Source organism: Allobosea sp. P2_A10, from assembly GCF_056405115.1.
Genome location: NZ_JBFUCS010000002.1, coordinates 224,986 through 238,809, shown reverse-complemented (window position 1 = coordinate 238,809; position 13,824 = coordinate 224,986). Strand labels below are relative to the sequence as shown.

Annotated in this window: 14 protein-coding genes; 9 read left to right on the top strand and 5 right to left on the bottom strand. The window is 66.6% G+C overall.

Features of this window, described 5'->3' with window-relative positions; genetic code table 11:
* Positions 1-19 precede the first annotated feature (19 nt).
* The 3 genes from AC1DZY_RS05235 (at position 20) to AC1DZY_RS05225 (ending at position 3,251) form a co-directional block, all read left to right on the top strand.
* A complete protein-coding gene (locus tag AC1DZY_RS05235; RefSeq protein ID WP_476819018.1) occupies positions 20-1,009 on the top strand; it encodes a magnesium transporter CorA family protein in 990 nt (329 codons plus the stop codon).
* A gap of 149 nt (positions 1,010-1,158) precedes the next feature.
* On the top strand, positions 1,159-2,937 hold the full coding sequence (locus AC1DZY_RS05230; protein WP_476819017.1) for an SLC13 family permease: 1,779 nt from the start codon (positions 1,159-1,161) through the stop codon (positions 2,935-2,937).
* Between the two features lie 80 nt (positions 2,938-3,017).
* Entirely contained in the window at positions 3,018-3,251 is a 234-nt protein-coding gene (locus AC1DZY_RS05225; protein WP_476819016.1) for a hypothetical protein, read from the top strand.
* Between the two features lie 10 nt (positions 3,252-3,261).
* Here the strand turns inward: AC1DZY_RS05225 and AC1DZY_RS05220 are convergent, their stop codons facing one another.
* Positions 3,262-3,759, bottom strand: coding sequence for an MOSC domain-containing protein (locus tag AC1DZY_RS05220; protein ID WP_476819015.1), 498 nt, complete (start codon positions 3,757-3,759; stop codon positions 3,262-3,264).
* 193 nt (positions 3,760-3,952) lie between these two features.
* Here AC1DZY_RS05220 and AC1DZY_RS05215 point away from each other — a divergent pair, with 193 nt between their 5' ends.
* A complete protein-coding gene (locus tag AC1DZY_RS05215) occupies positions 3,953-4,438 on the top strand; it encodes a hypothetical protein (protein ID WP_476819014.1) in 486 nt (161 codons plus the stop codon).
* 59 nt (positions 4,439-4,497) lie between these two features.
* Here the strand turns inward: AC1DZY_RS05215 and AC1DZY_RS05210 are convergent, their stop codons facing one another.
* Positions 4,498-5,544, bottom strand: coding sequence for a cysteine synthase A (locus AC1DZY_RS05210; protein ID WP_476819013.1), 1,047 nt, complete (start codon positions 5,542-5,544; stop codon positions 4,498-4,500).
* 129 nt (positions 5,545-5,673) lie between these two features.
* Between AC1DZY_RS05210 and AC1DZY_RS05205 the strand changes: the two genes are divergently transcribed.
* From AC1DZY_RS05205 to AC1DZY_RS05195, 3 genes are all read left to right on the top strand, one after another.
* Entirely contained in the window at positions 5,674-6,912 is a 1,239-nt protein-coding gene (locus AC1DZY_RS05205) for a class I SAM-dependent RNA methyltransferase (protein WP_476819012.1), read from the top strand.
* A 43-nt stretch (positions 6,913-6,955) separates the two neighbouring features.
* Complete coding sequence (locus tag AC1DZY_RS05200; protein ID WP_476819011.1) at positions 6,956-8,362, top strand: FAD-binding oxidoreductase; 1,407 nt, start codon at positions 6,956-6,958, stop codon at positions 8,360-8,362.
* 108 nt (positions 8,363-8,470) lie between these two features.
* Complete coding sequence (locus tag AC1DZY_RS05195) at positions 8,471-9,496, top strand: GSU2403 family nucleotidyltransferase fold protein (RefSeq protein WP_476819010.1); 1,026 nt, start codon at positions 8,471-8,473, stop codon at positions 9,494-9,496.
* 9 nt (positions 9,497-9,505) lie between these two features.
* Here AC1DZY_RS05195 and AC1DZY_RS05190 read toward each other — a convergent pair whose 3' ends face one another.
* Positions 9,506-11,101: a gamma-glutamyltransferase family protein gene (locus AC1DZY_RS05190; protein ID WP_476819009.1), complete on the bottom strand. Its 1,596-nt coding sequence runs from the start codon at positions 11,099-11,101 to the stop codon at positions 9,506-9,508.
* 264 nt (positions 11,102-11,365) lie between these two features.
* Between AC1DZY_RS05190 and AC1DZY_RS05185 the strand changes: the two genes are divergently transcribed.
* Positions 11,366-11,617: a hypothetical protein gene (locus AC1DZY_RS05185; protein ID WP_476819008.1), complete on the top strand. Its 252-nt coding sequence runs from the start codon at positions 11,366-11,368 to the stop codon at positions 11,615-11,617.
* A gap of 122 nt (positions 11,618-11,739) precedes the next feature.
* Here the strand turns inward: AC1DZY_RS05185 and AC1DZY_RS05180 are convergent, their stop codons facing one another.
* Positions 11,740-12,495, bottom strand: a complete 756-nt coding sequence (locus AC1DZY_RS05180; protein WP_476819007.1) for an SOS response-associated peptidase — start codon at positions 12,493-12,495, stop codon at positions 11,740-11,742.
* Here AC1DZY_RS05180 and AC1DZY_RS05175 point away from each other — a divergent pair.
* Positions 12,494-13,084: a hypothetical protein gene (locus tag AC1DZY_RS05175; RefSeq protein ID WP_476819006.1), complete on the top strand. Its 591-nt coding sequence runs from the start codon at positions 12,494-12,496 to the stop codon at positions 13,082-13,084. The two genes, AC1DZY_RS05180 and AC1DZY_RS05175, sit on opposite strands and share 2 nt — an antisense overlap.
* Positions 13,085-13,086: 2 nt before the next feature.
* On the opposite strand, the gene AC1DZY_RS05170 is transcribed toward AC1DZY_RS05175, so the two are convergent.
* The gene (locus AC1DZY_RS05170) at positions 13,087-13,815 is read right to left on the bottom strand and encodes a TlyA family RNA methyltransferase (protein ID WP_476819005.1); all 729 of its coding nucleotides are present in this window, start codon (positions 13,813-13,815) and stop codon (positions 13,087-13,089) included.
* Positions 13,816-13,824: the final 9 nt, after the last annotated feature.

Sequence of the window (13,824 nt, the reverse complement as noted above, 5' to 3'; positions counted from 1 at the left end):
GCTCCATTGAGTCGCCCGCATGCTCCTGACCCACGGCATCTGCCCCGACACCAGCGACAAGCTGCTGCACCGGACGATCACGACCGACGAGGACTTTCCGCCCGGTTCGGTCTGGATCGACCTGCTCAACCCGACCGCGGCCGAAGACGCCAAGGTCGAGAAGCATCTCGGCATATCGATTCCGACGCGCGAGGAAATGCACGATCTCGAACCGTCCGAGATCATCTACACCGAGAACGGCGCGCACTACATGACCGCGCGGATCATCTGCCAGTCCGATACGATCGTGCCTCGCCTCGCCGACGTCACCTTCATCCTGACCGAGAAGGCGCTGGTCACGGTCCGCTATGACGAGCCCGGCGCCTTTCAGATCTTCCTCAACCGCGCGACCAAGCCCGGCGGCTGTGGCACCCAGCCCGAGGCCGTCCTGGACGGGCTGATCGAAGCGATCGTCGACCGCGCGGCGGAAGTGCTGCGCGGCGTCGGCGACCAGATCGACGAGGCGTCCCGGCGCATCTTTTCGGGGCGGGGGCAGGACGTCGAGCAGGGCAGCGCCTATCAGGCGGTGATCCAGAAGATAGGACAGTACGAGCACATCATCTCGAATGTCCGCGAGAGCATGGTCTCGGTCGAGCGCGTGCTGCTCTTCCTGTCGGCCAACTACGCCCGTCCCAAGAAGGCGCAATCGGGCTTCGCCGCCGAATGGCGCTCCTCCGTGCGCGATGTGCAGGCGATCGAGCAGCACGCGACCTTCCTCTCCAACAAGCTGCAATTCATGATGGACGCGACGCTCGGCCTGGTCTCGATCGAGCAGAACAAGATCATCAAGCTGTTCTCCGTCGTCTCGGTCGCGCTTATGCCGCCGACGCTGATCGCCTCGATCTACGGCATGAACTTCAAGGCGATGCCGGAGTTGGAATGGCAGTGGGGCTATCCGATGGCGATCGGGCTGATGATCCTCTTCGCCGTGCTGCCCTATCTCTTCTTCCGCTGGAAGAAATGGCTTTAGAGCATTTTCGAGCGAAGTGGACGCCGGTCCGCGTGAAGAAAATGCGACGAAACAACGAGCTGGAGCCGTTCCGCGATTCCGGGAAACGCGGAACGGCTCTGGACATCGGCGCGGCTTCCCGCGGCGCGGGACATGGATAAGCGCAGCCGATGACCACGCCCCAGATCCTTTCCATCTCGCTTGTCGCCGCGATGATGGCGGCCTTCCTCTGGGGCCGGCTGCGCTACGACATCGTCGCCATGCTGGCGCTGCTCGCGGGCGTCGCGGTCGGCATCGTCCCGGCCAGGGAGGCCTTCAAGGGCTTCTCCGACGACATCGTCATCATCGTCGGCAGCGCGCTGGTGCTGAGTGCGGCGGTGGCCCGTTCGCGTGTGATCGAGCGCCTGCTCGGCCGGCTCGCGCCCGAGCGCGCCTCGACGCAGGTCCAGGTCGCGCTGCTGGTCGTCATCGTCGCGGTGATGTCGGCGATCATCAAGAACATCGGCGCGCTGGCGATGATGCTGCCGATCGCCTACCAGCTTGCCCGCAAGGGCGGGAAATCACCCTCGGTCTTCCTGATGCCGATGGCCTTCGCCTCGCTGCTCGGCGGCGTCGTCACGCTGGTCGGGACCTCGCCCAACGTCATCGTCGCGCGCGTCAGGGCCGAACTTGGCGGCCAGCCCTTCACGATGTTCGATTTCACGCCGGTCGGCATCGTCATCGCGCTCGCCGGCTGCGCCTTTCTCGCCATCGGCTACCGACTGCTGCCCAAGGACCGGCGCGGCGCGGTCTCGCTCGACCAGGCGATCGAGATCAAGGACTATGTCACGGAAGCCGCGCTCCGCGAGAAATCGGCGCTCGCCGGCAAGACGGTCGCCGATCTCAAGGCGCTGGGCGGTGGCGAGGTCGAGATCGTCGCGATCCTGCGCGACAAGCGCCGGCTGCGGACGCCTTTGCCGGACGCCGTTCTGCGGCCCGGCGACACCTTGCTGCTGCGCGGCGACGCCGGCGTGCTCGAACGCGTCGTCGCCGAAGGCGGGCTCGATCTCGCCGGCAAGGACCGGCCGACCGAGAAGGCCGACGCGCTCGATCCCGATCTCGTCAGCGAGGCGATCATCGGCCCCGATTCCGTGCTGATCGGCCAATCGGCCGGCGATATGGGCCTGCATGCCCGCTTCGGCGTCAACATGATCGCGATCAGCCGCTCGGGCGAGAAATTCTCGCAGCGCCTGCGCGATATCCGGCTGCGCGCCGGCGACATCGTCGTGATCCAGGGCGACGAGAAACTGCTGCCGGAAAAGCTGATGGAGCTCGGCCTGCTGCCGCTGGCCGACCGGGTGGTGGCGCTCGGCTCGACCCGCAGGGCGCTGGTGACGGTGTCGATCGTGCTCGCGGCGGTGGTCGCGCTCGCGGCGGGGCTCGCGCCCGTGCCGCTGGTCTTCTTCTCGGCCGCCGTTCTGCTGATCGCGCTGCGCTGCGTGCCGCTGCGCGAGGCCTATCAGAGCATCGACGCGCCGATCCTGCTGATGCTGGCGGCGCTGATCCCGGTCAGCGATTCCCTGCGCGCCACCGGCGCGACGGACCTCTTCGCCGGCTGGCTGGCGCAAATTGGCGCGGGGCTGCCGGGCTGGGCCTCGGTCGCGCTGATCCTGGCGGCGGCGATGGCGGTGACGCCCTTTCTCAACAACGCCGCGACGGTCCTGGTGATGGCGCCGATAGGCGCGGGCTTCGCCGCAAAACTCGGCTACAATCCCGACGCCTTCCTGATGGCGGTCGCGCTGGGCGCAGCCTGCGACTTCCTCACCCCGATCGGCCACCAGTGCAACACGCTGGTGATGGGGCCGGGTGGCTACAGGTTCGGCGATTATCCGAGGCTGGGCGCGCCCCTCTCGCTGATCGTACTGGTGGTAGCCGTGCCGATGATCCTGCTGGTCTGGCCGTTAAAATGAGCTGGGCGCGTCTGACGAGGCTTGTGTCGGCTCCGGCACGATGGCGTTATACTCCGCGAGTGTTCAACGAGGCCGCTGCCATGCCATCAACTGACGCGGAGAAGGCCAGGCTGGTGCTCGATGTCTTCAAGCATTTCGACACCGAGCCGGGCGAGCCTTTGGCAGCGGGAAACCTGCTCTCCATCGCCGCGATGAACGGCTGGCAGACGACGGATGTCGCCGACGGTTACAAGCACGGCGTCTCGTTGGGCTGGTTCGAGGACGGCCCGAACGGAACCGTGATGCTGACGGCTGCGGGTTTCTCCCAGCTTTGACGAGGGTAGGTCATGGCGTTTCCCGAACAACGTCATCACCGAGCCGCACCACTCCGCCCCCGATGACCCGCGCCGTGATCCCGCCATGGCCGCGCACGGCGTTGTAGCCGCCGGGGCCGAGCGTCTCTTCCATGCGCGAGCAGGGATGGCATTCGCCGGTCGTCTCCAGCAGTACCTCGCCGAGGCGGAAGCGCCGGCCCTTCAGCGCCAGCAGGTTGAGGCCGGCGACGACGATGTTGCGGCGCATCTGCTCAGGCGAAACCGCGTCGACACCGAGATAGGCGGCAATGGCGAGGAGATGTTCGGCGCCGATCAGCGTCACCTGCCGCGCGCCGTCCGTCCGGCTGGCATAGCGGTCGCCGACCAGACCCTCCTTGGGATCGAGCCGGGCGTCGTCAACGGCCTGCATCGGTTGCCGTCGCGCCGGGCGCAGGCCGATCCATGCCACGCGCCCCGGCCGCAGCGGTCCGTCGAGCAGCTTTGACAGCGGCGATTCGGGGTTCAGCATCGACAGGTCTCTTGCGGCGGAAGGCCCTTGGGGATCGGCATACGAGCATCGCCCGAAAGCCCGCATCCGGCGATAGGCATTATTGCTCGAAATTAATCCGTTTTTGCTATCTCATTGATTAATAGCCGAAAATGCGAGAGCCTTCCGACGCTTTCCAGGCATTGGGCCGAAAGCCGCAACGGATAAAAAAATCATGAGGAAACTCCTTGCCGCAGTGGCCCTGATGGGCCTGCTTGCGACCTCCGCCCATGCCCGCAACCTCGCTGTTCCCGACAAGGACCCCGCCGTGGTCCTCACGGTGCCCGACAACTGGAAGATGCAGGAGATCGCCTACGGCTACTCCGCAGAATCACCCGGCAAGGACGTGATGTTCTTCGTCGAGTTCGCCAGCGCCAAGAATGTCGACGCGATGCTGGCCAACAACGAGACATGGATGAAGGAGAACAAGATCAAGAAGGTCGAGCCGGTCAAGGCCGAGGCCCCGCTGAACGGCATCCCGGCGACCATCTTCCAGTTCAAGACGAGCGACGCCAACGGCCCGACCACGGTCGATTTCATCATGCTGCCGGGCGGCAAGAACCGCATGATCATGCTCACCGTCTGGGGCAATGACGAGGAGCGCGAAAAACACGGCAAAGCGCTCGACTCGATCTTCTCGAGCATCAAGGCCATCCAGTAGTCTGCAGGCGGCCGTTCACGCGAGAGGCGGAGCGCTCCGGCGCTCCGCCTTTTCTGCTTTCAGCGCAGCACCCGCGCCATCATCTGCTTCAGCCCGGCGTCGCCGCGCTCCAGCCAGCCCGGCACCGGCAGGCCCTTGCTTCGCAGGAACTCGGGGTTGAAGAGCCGCGACTGGTAGCGCGTGCCGTAGTCGCACAGGATCGTCACGATGGTGTGGCCAGGCCCCATGTCTCGGGCCAGCCTGATCGCGCCTGCGACGTTGATGCCCGACGAGCCGCCCAAGCATAGCCCCTCATGCTCCAGCAGGTCGAAGACGATCGGGATCGCCTCTGAATCGGGGATCTGGAAGGAGACGTCGATCGGCGCGCCTTCGATGTTCTTGGTGATCCGCCCCTGTCCGATGCCCTCGGTGATCGAGGAGCCCTCGGATTTCAGTTCGCCGGTGGTGAAGAAGGAATGCAGCGCCGCGCCCATCGGGTCGGCGAGGCCGATCCGGATCGCCGGGTTGAAGCCCTTCAGGGCGATGCCGACGCCGGCCAGCGTGCCGCCCGAGCCGACCGCGCAGATGAAGCCGTCGACCTTGCCGTCGGTCTGATGCCAGATTTCCGGGCCGGTCGTCTCGATATGGCCCTGCCGGTTGGCGATGTTGTCGAACTGGTTGGCCCAGACCGCACCGTTCGGTTCGCTCTTCGCCAGTTCCTCGGCGAGCCGGCCTGACACGCGCACGAAATTATTGGGGTTGGAGTAGGGCGCGGCCGGCACCTCGACTAGCGTCGCGCCGGCCAGCCGCAGCATGTCCTTTTTCTCCTGGCTCTGCGTCTCCGGGATCACGATCACGCTGCGATAGCCCAGCGCATTGCCGACGAGCGCGATGCCGATGCCGGTATTGCCGGCCGTTCCCTCGACGATGACGCCACCGGGCCGCAGCGTTCCGCGCGCCTGCGCATCGCGGATGATGGCGAGCGCGGCGCGGTCCTTGACCGACTGGCCGGGATTCATGAACTCCGCCTTGCCCAGGATCGTGCAGCCGGTTTCCTGCGAGGCGCGCTTCAGCTTGATCAGCGGCGTATTGCCGATGGCCTCGATGACGCCATTGCGGATTGTCATGTCGAAATTTCCCTGTTTGGCTTCAACCTGATAGGCGAAAGCTTCCGACAAATCACCAGTCAGCCGCGCATGCCGCCCCTTGCCGAAAAACCATCCGCCGCAAAGCCTCTCGCGGAAAGGCGTCTCGCCATGAACGAGACCCTGACGATCGCGCGTCTCGGCCAGCGCGGCGACGGCATCGCCGAGACGGATAGTGGCCAGGTCTTCGTGCCCTACACGCTTCCGGACGAGACCGTGCGCGTCGTGCGCGATGGCGAGCGGGGCCAACTGGTCGAGATCATCGCCCCGGCAGCCTCGCGCATCGCCGCGATCTGCCCGCTGTTCACCCGCTGCGGCGGCTGCGCGGCGCAGCACATGGACGATGGACTCTACCGAGCCTGGAAGCGCCAGCAGGTCGTCACCGCGCTCCAGCGCGCCGGCGTCGAGACCAATGTCGCCGAGGTGGTCGATGCTCATGGCGCCGGACGGCGGCGCGTCACCTTCCATGCGCGGCGCGAGGGTCTCGGCATGATGGTGGGATTCATGGCCGCCCGCAGCCATGATCTGATCGCCGTCGAGGCCTGCCCGGTGCTTGCACCGGGTCTCGCCCGCGCGCCGGCTGTGGCGCAGTTGCTGGCAAACCGGCTCGGCGGCTCCAACAAGCCGCTCGACATCCAGATCACGGCCTCCGACGCCGGCCTCGATGTCGATATTCGCGGTCACGGCCCGGCCGGCGACAAGCTCAGGCTCTCGCTGACCGAGGCCGCCGAGCGGCTCGATCTGGCGCGGCTTTCGATGCATGGCGAGATCGTGGTCGAGCGTCGGCCGCCCCTGCAGAAAATGGGCAGGGCCATGGTCTCCCCCGGCGCGGGCGGCTTTCTGCAGGCGACGGTGGCGGGTGAGGAGACGATCGCGGCGCTGGTCACGGCCGCGCTGCCAAAGGCCAGGCGCATCGCCGATCTCTTCGCCGGCTGCGGTCCTTTCGCCTTCCGCCTGGCGGAGAAAGCGCAAATCCATGCCGTCGAGAGCGACAAGGCGGCGCTGCTCGCGCTCGCCCGCGCCGCCGGCGCGACGCAGGGGCTCAAGCCGATCACCAGCGAAATCCGCGACCTGTTCAAGCGGCCGCTGCTGGAGCATGAACTGAACGGCTTCGACGCGATCGTGCTCGATCCGCCGCGCGCCGGCGCGGAGGCGCAGGCGCGGCGTCTGGCGGCCTCGAAGGTCGCGACGATCGCCTATGTGTCCTGCGATGTCGGCAGCTTCGCCCGCGACGCCGCGATTCTGATCGCGGGCGGCTATGCGCTTGGCGTGGTCACACCCGTCGACCAGTTCCGCTATTCAGCCCATATCGAGCTCGTCGGCGTGTTCAGGCGCGCGGGCAAACGTTGATCCAAGCCAAGCGTTGACCCAAGTGGTGACCTCTGGAGACCCCATGACCAGCGAAATCCTGGAGCAGATGGCCGGTGTCGTGGGCGCGAAGAACGTCATCACCGAGGCCGACGCCATGGTGCCCTACCTCAAGGAGTGGCGCGATCTGTTCCGCGGCAAGGCGCGCGCCGTGGTCCGTCCCGGATCGACCGAAGAGGTCGCGGCGCTGGTCAAGCTCGCTGCCGCACAGGGCGTGGCGCTGGTTCCCCAAGGGGGCAATACCGGCCTCGTTGGCGGCCAGATTCCGGTCGCGGAAGGCCGCGAGATCATCCTGTCTCTGCAGCGGCTCGACAGGATCCGCGCCGTCGATGCCGACAGCGACACCATGACGGTCGAGGCCGGCGTCACGCTCCAGCGCGCTCAAGGCGCCGCCGAGGCTGCGGGCCGGCTGTTCCCGCTCTCGCTCGCCTCGGAGGGCAGCTGCACCATCGGCGGCAACCTCTCGACCAATGCCGGCGGCACCGCCGTGCTCGCCTATGGCAACGCCCGCGAGCTCTGCATGGGGCTCGAGGTCGTGCTGGCCGATGGCCGGATCTGGAACGGCCTGCGCCAGCTGCGCAAGGACAACACCGGCTACGATCTCAAGAACCTCTTCATCGGTGCGGAGGGCACGCTGGGCGTCATCACCGCCGCCGTGCTGAAGCTGTTCCCGCTGCCGGCCGCGCGTGCGACGGCCTTCCTCGCGGTGCCAGACCCGGAATCGGCGCTCGCTCTGCTCAACGGCGCACGGGCCGGCGCGGGCGGCACCGTCACGACCTTCGAGCTGATGTCGCGGTTCTGCATCGAGATCGTCCTGCGCCACGCCTCGGGTACGCGCGATCCGCTTTCGGAAGCCTCGCCCTGGTATGTACTGATGGAAATCTCCGGCCAGTCGGCAGCCGGGCTCGACGAGGCCGTCGAGGCCTTTCTCGGCGAGGCTCTGGAGAAGGGGCTTGTCACCGACGCAGCGCTCGCAGGCTCGCTGACCCAGCGCGCCGATTTCTGGAAGCTGCGCGAAATGCTCTCGGAGGTTCAGACCCATGAGGGCGGCTCGATCAAGCATGACATCTCGGTGCCACTGCATGCCGTGCCGGGCTTCCTGACGCGCGCCATCTCGACCGTCGAGGCCATGGTCCCGGGCTGCCGTCCCGTTCCTTTCGGCCACATGGGCGACGGCAACATTCACTTCAACGTCAGCCAGCCCGCTGGCGCCGACAAGGCGGCCTTTCTGGCGCGTTGGAGTGAGATGAACGAAGCCGTGCACGCCATCGTCACCGAACTCCACGGCTCGATCTCGGCCGAACACGGCATCGGCCGCCTCAAGCGCTATCTGCTGCCGGGCGTGAAGGACCCCGTCGAGCTTGCGCTGATGAAGACGCTCAAGGCGACGCTCGATCCGCAGGGGATTTTGAACCCGGGCGCGGTTCTATAGAGTTGAGTTCCAACACTTCTAGGAAATTTTGTCCTCTGGTGTTGGAACAATCTGGCTGCTAAGTTCCAACAGTCGGCGGCTATCTCCGATATTCGTGTTGGAACCGCGATGCGCGAACTGGACAACGACCAGCGCCGGGAGATGATCAATGCGCGGCAGCGTTACGCCGTGTTCCGCGAGGCTGCGGAGAGATTGGCGAAGTATCGCGGCTCGATGGTCTGGTCGGCCACCAAGGGCACCGACTATCTGCTTCGAAGCTTCTACCCGGATGAAGGCGGATCGCGTCGGCAACGCTCGATGGGGCCGCGATCGGCTGAGACCGAAGCGATCAAGCAGGAGTTCGATTCCGGCCGCGCGGTCGCCCGTCGACGCCACAAGGCGACCTGGACGGCGGTTGAGCGTCAGGCGGCGATCGCGCGCGCGGTCGATCTCGGTCGCGTCCCGCTGACAGCAGCACGCATCATCCGCGCCATCGACAGCCTCGGACTGCTCGGGCGTGGCCTGAAGGTCGTCGGGACCAACGCGCTGTTTGCCTATGAGGCCGCCGCCGGCGTCTTCGTCGATCCCCAGGTCACGGCGACGCAGGACATCGATCTTCTCTTCGACGCTCGCCGAGAGTTGGGCCTGGTCGCCGGCAAGGCCGTAGGCCGTGGAGGCCTTCTCGGTCTCCTCAAAGGCATCGACCCCAGTTTCGCGCGGGGGCGCGAGAGCTTTCGCGCCGCCAACGACGAAGGTTACCTGGTCGATCTCATCCGTCCCGAGGCGAATCCGCCTTGGCGCGGCATTCGCGACAGCCTGCATCTGGCGGAGGGCGATCTGTCAGCCGTCGCTATCGAAGGGCTCGAATGGCTCGAGAACGCGCCGCCATTCGAATCCGTCGCTATCGACGAAAAGGGCATGCCGCTGCGGATCGTCGCGGTCGATCCACGCATTTTCGCCGCGCATAAGCTCTGGCTTTCGCAAAAATTCGACCGCGACCCGCTCAAGCGCGCGCGCGATGCGGCGCAGGCCAGGGCGGTCGGGGCGATCGTACGAATGCACCTGCCGCATCTTCCGCCGACCTTTCGCGAGATGTCGGTGCTCCCGCGCGCGATCTTCGATGCGGCTCGCCCGCTGTTCACGCCACCCGATTGAACCGCGACCTCACACCGCCACCACATATCCGTCCCGGCGCGGATCGGCCGCACCCGTATAGGCTCCCGTCGCGGGGTCGCGCGCCACCGCCTGCATGCCGCCGCACTTCATCGTCCAGCCGACATCGAAGGCCTCGATCTCATGGCCGCGCGCTTTCAACGCCGCGATCGTCTCCGGCGCGATCCGGTTCTCGGACTGAATCAGGCGGCCGTCCCAAAGCCGCGAACGCGGAGCCTCGATCGCCTCCTGCAGCGGCAGGCCGAAATCGAGATACTGCACCATCGCCTGCGCCTGCGTCTGCATGATGCCGTAGCTGCCGGGCGTGCCGAGCGCGAGCACGGGCTCGCCATTGCGGGTCGAAATGCTCGGCGACATGCACATCGGCAGGTCCGAGCCCGGCCCCGAGCGGTTGGGGCTGCTTGGCTGGACATCGGCCCAGTAGAGGAAGTTGTTGAGGCACAGGCCCGTGCCGGGCGTCACAACGCCGCTGCCGAAGGGGCTACCGATGCTGTTGGTGATGCAGACCATGTTGCCTTCGCTGTCGGCGACCGAAAGCGAGGTGGTGTGGGCGGGGTCTTCGGATGTCTGCGGCGTCCATTGCTCGGTGGGTCCATCGACCGGCTTGCCGTCGCGCAGCCTCTCTCTCAAGGCTCCGACAGCGGCGTCCGACAGAAGCTCGGCGAGCTTCTCGGGCGGCGGGTTGTTGTGGGCGATGCGCATACCGGCCGCGAGCCTGATGGCGCGATAGACCAGGTCGAGATGGTCGGGGCCGTCCTTGGCCAGGTTTGCAAGGTCCGATCCGTCGAGCAGGCGCAGTGTCAGCAGGAACTGGAAACCCTCGCAGGGCGGCGGCGGCACATGGATCGTCACCCCGCGATAGGAAACCGCCAGCGGCTCGCGCCAGACCGGGGCGACCTCGGCCAGGTCGGCCATCGTCAGCGTACCGCCAAGCGCCTGCAGATGTGAGACGATCTTCTGCCCAAGCGCACCGCGATAGAGATGGTCCGGCCCTTCCTTGGCGATGGCGGTGAGCGTCTTCGCCAGATCGGGCTGGCGCAGTATCGTGCCGAGCCTGACGGGGCCGCCGCTGAAATAGGCTGCGGCGAAACTCGGATAGAGTTCGGGCCAGGCTTTCAGCAGCGGCGCCTGCTCGTTGATCTCCGCGACGCCGAATTCGGCCAGCGGAAAGCCACCCTCGGCCAGTGCGATCGCCGGCGCCAGAATCGCCGCCAGCGGGACGCGGCCATATTTGGCGGCAAGTTCGCACCAGCCGGCGAGATTGCCGGGCTTTCCGACCGAGAGCGCCCCGCGTTCGAGGTCGCTGCGCTGGCTGAAGCGGCCGGCCGGAAAACTCATCGGAATCGTCGGGACGAAGTCGAGCGCGCGGACACGCTTTTCCGCCGCGACCCACATCGTCGCCGAACCCATGCCGGCAAGGCTCGACATGAACGGCTCGACCACGTTGAGCGCCGCTGCGGTGGCTGCCGCCGCGTCGAAGGCCGTGCCGCCATTGGCGAGAATGCGCGCACCGGCCTGCGCGGCGAGCGGGTGCGCGGCGGCGACCATGCCGTGGCGGGAACTGATCGTCGGGCGGCGGCCATGCATCGTCGATTGTCCTTCCAGACCAGGGGGCCGCCTCCCGGCGACAGCGCGATCAGATCACGTTTTGCGCGCGAGGGCAGTCGGTATCGCCCGGCGTTGGTGGATGGGTCGGCGGATATTCCTGCATGGCTGGGCTGGTGGCCTGCTGCATCCTGACCGACGCGTGGCGCGGAACTTGCTCCATTCGAGCCAGGCGGCTCTTTAAGGCTCGGTTAACCATGAGCACCGAGCATCGACCGTGACGCCGATCTTTGCGGGAGTGGTCCGATGGATGCCTTCACGATGGTCATCGTTGCCTGTGTCGCCGGGCAGACGACCTGCACCTCGGCCCATGTCAGCGAGCAGGGCTTCGTCACGGCTCAGGCCTGCGAGGCGCGGATGGACGACATCACCCGCATGATGACGCGCGAATTCGGCAAGCGCGAAGAGTTCAAGGGCAGGGAAGTGACCTACGACGTGACCTGCATGGACCGCGTCCAGCTCAAGCAGAAATTCGGCATCGCCCAGTCCGACACCTGAGATCGCCCGGCCGGACGCCAGGTCAGAACTGGCGACGTTTCGTTGCAACCAGCCCGTCATTTCGGGTCTCCGCTTCGCTGCGCCCGGAATGACGGCTTGGTTCCGCGTTAAAACGGCAGTCGCTAGAACAGACTGCCCTGGGCGTCCTTGGCGGCCGGCTGCTTCTTGGGAGCGGGCTTGGCCGGCTGCGGCGAGGCGCTGGCGGGATCGAACGGCTCCTGCACCTCCGGCCCGTCATTGGCGACCTTGTTCACCGCCGGGCCGATCCGGACCATCTCCAGCAGATCGTCGGGCGGCGGTTGCAGCAGCGGCGCGACATCGCGGGCATCGGCGGCCGGATCGAGCCAGTCGTCATAATCCTTGGGGTCGAGGATCACTGGGCAGCGGTGATGGACCGCCGACATCAGCCCGTTGGCCGGGCCGTTGACAAGCGCGACGGTGTCGATCTCCGAACCGTCCTGCGAATGCCAGGTCTCCCAGAGCGCTGCGAAGGCGAACAGCCCGCGATCGGGCCTTCGGAACAGGTAGGCGCGGCTTTCGCTGTGTCGGCCCTCGCCGGTGCGGTGCCACTCATAGAACCCGTCGGCCGGCATCAGGCAGCGTCGCCTTGTCAGGGCGGCGCGGAAGGACGGCTTCTCGGCTGCGCTTTCGCCGCGGATGTTGATGACGAGCGGGAAGTCCTTCAGGTCCTTGACCCAGCCCGGAACGAAGCCCCAGCGCATCAGCATGAACTGGCGCTGACCGTCATGCCGGCGCACCACCGGCACCGGCTGCGTCGGCGCGATGTTGTAGCGCGGCGGAAAGTTCGGCCGTTCGCGATAGGCGAAAAGCCTCTGCATCGCCTCGGGGGGCAGGGTGATGGCGTAGCGACCGCACATGGTGGGCCAGATGTGGCGAGACGTGACGAGCGGATCAACACTTTATTTGGGTTTCATCAAGCATAGTCGTGGCGTCCCGGGGCTCATGATGACCGTCTCAGCAGTGCGAACGCTGGCCATTGCTGACGATGAGTGGGCGCTCGCGGCCGCAGTGCCGCATCTCTCCACCGACTATCTCAACCGCTATGGCGAAGCGCTGATGCTGCTTGAGATCGCGCCGATGGATCCCGGTGTCGTCGAGGATCTCGCCGTCTGGCGGGCCGTCGGCTATCGCGAGCATTTCGAGACGTCGCAGCTGCGCTGCACGGAGTCCGCGCTGTCGGCCTATGACAACCTCGCAGCCGATCGCCGGCAGGCTTTCGAGGAGCTTTGTGGCGCGATGAACCGCCTGATCGCAACAGTGACCGCGCTGCTGGTCGAAAAGCCCGAAGATCCCGAGGCTACCGCCGTGATCGATGTGGCCTGCGAAGCGCTGCGGACGCTGATGGGTCGGGCGACGCAGTTCATCAACGCCAACGGGCGGGTCGATATCGGCGCGCTCGAAGGCGTCGGCCTGCAGGACGAGATCGACGCGCTGTTCGCGAACTGAATTCAGCCAGCCCTTCGCCCGCCGATCAGGAATTCGCGATTGCCGTCGCCGCCCTCGATCGGCGAAGGCACGGGCCCCGTGACCGCAAAACCCAGCCCCACCAGAATTTCGATAATCTCGGCGCAGACCTTGGCATGCACCGCCTCGTCGCGGACGACGCCCTTCTTCAGCGCGGCGCGCCCGGCCTCGAATTGCGGCTTGATCAGCGCGGCGATCTCGGCCTCCGGCGCAAGCAGAGCCGCGACCGCCGGCAAAACCAGCCTGAGCGAGATGAAACTGACGTCGACAGCGGCCAGCGAGGGCCGCTCGGCCATGCCGGCCAGCGTCAGCGTCCTGATATCCTGCCCCTCGAAGCTGGACACCTTGGGGTGGCCCCGCAATGAGGCGTGCAACTGGTCGCGCCCGACATCGACGGCGATGACCCGCGTCGCGCCACGTTTCAGCAGCACGTCGGTGAAGCCGCCGGTCGAGGCCCCGACATCGAGGCAGATTCGACCGTCCGGCGCGAAGCCGAACGCGTCGAGCGCCGCCTCGAGCTTGAGGCCACCGCGCGAGACGTAAGGGTGGGCCGCACTGGCCTGCACGCAGGCATCAGCGGCGAGCATCGCCGAGGCCTTGCGGACGAGCGCGCCATCGGCGGTGACGAGACCAGCCGTGATCGCCGCCTGCGCCCGTGCCCGGCTTTCAAAGATGCCGCGCTCGACGAGCCATTGGTCGGCCCGGAGCTTCATCGCTGCTGT

Coding starts and splice junctions, on each gene's coding strand:
- AC1DZY_RS05205 (WP_476819012.1), top strand. CDS start 5,674: ATGAACGAGACCCTGACGATCGCGCGTCTCGGCCAGCGCGGCGACGGC.
- AC1DZY_RS05180 (WP_476819007.1), bottom strand. CDS start 12,495: ATGTGCGGTCGCTACGCCATCACCCTGCCCCCCGAGGCGATGCAGAGG.
- AC1DZY_RS05235 (WP_476819018.1), top strand. CDS start 20: ATGCTCCTGACCCACGGCATCTGCCCCGACACCAGCGACAAGCTGCTG.
- AC1DZY_RS05190 (WP_476819009.1), bottom strand. CDS start 11,101: ATGCATGGCCGCCGCCCGACGATCAGTTCCCGCCACGGCATGGTCGCC.
- AC1DZY_RS05175 (WP_476819006.1), top strand. CDS start 12,494: ATGGTGGGCCAGATGTGGCGAGACGTGACGAGCGGATCAACACTTTAT.
- AC1DZY_RS05230 (WP_476819017.1), top strand. CDS start 1,159: ATGACCACGCCCCAGATCCTTTCCATCTCGCTTGTCGCCGCGATGATG.
- AC1DZY_RS05195 (WP_476819010.1), top strand. CDS start 8,471: ATGCGCGAACTGGACAACGACCAGCGCCGGGAGATGATCAATGCGCGG.
- AC1DZY_RS05220 (WP_476819015.1), bottom strand. CDS start 3,759: ATGCTGAACCCCGAATCGCCGCTGTCAAAGCTGCTCGACGGACCGCTG.
- AC1DZY_RS05225 (WP_476819016.1), top strand. CDS start 3,018: ATGCCATCAACTGACGCGGAGAAGGCCAGGCTGGTGCTCGATGTCTTC.
- AC1DZY_RS05215 (WP_476819014.1), top strand. CDS start 3,953: ATGAGGAAACTCCTTGCCGCAGTGGCCCTGATGGGCCTGCTTGCGACC.
- AC1DZY_RS05170 (WP_476819005.1), bottom strand. CDS start 13,815: ATGAAGCTCCGGGCCGACCAATGGCTCGTCGAGCGCGGCATCTTTGAA.
- AC1DZY_RS05200 (WP_476819011.1), top strand. CDS start 6,956: ATGACCAGCGAAATCCTGGAGCAGATGGCCGGTGTCGTGGGCGCGAAG.
- AC1DZY_RS05185 (WP_476819008.1), top strand. CDS start 11,366: ATGGATGCCTTCACGATGGTCATCGTTGCCTGTGTCGCCGGGCAGACG.
- AC1DZY_RS05210 (WP_476819013.1), bottom strand. CDS start 5,544: ATGACAATCCGCAATGGCGTCATCGAGGCCATCGGCAATACGCCGCTG.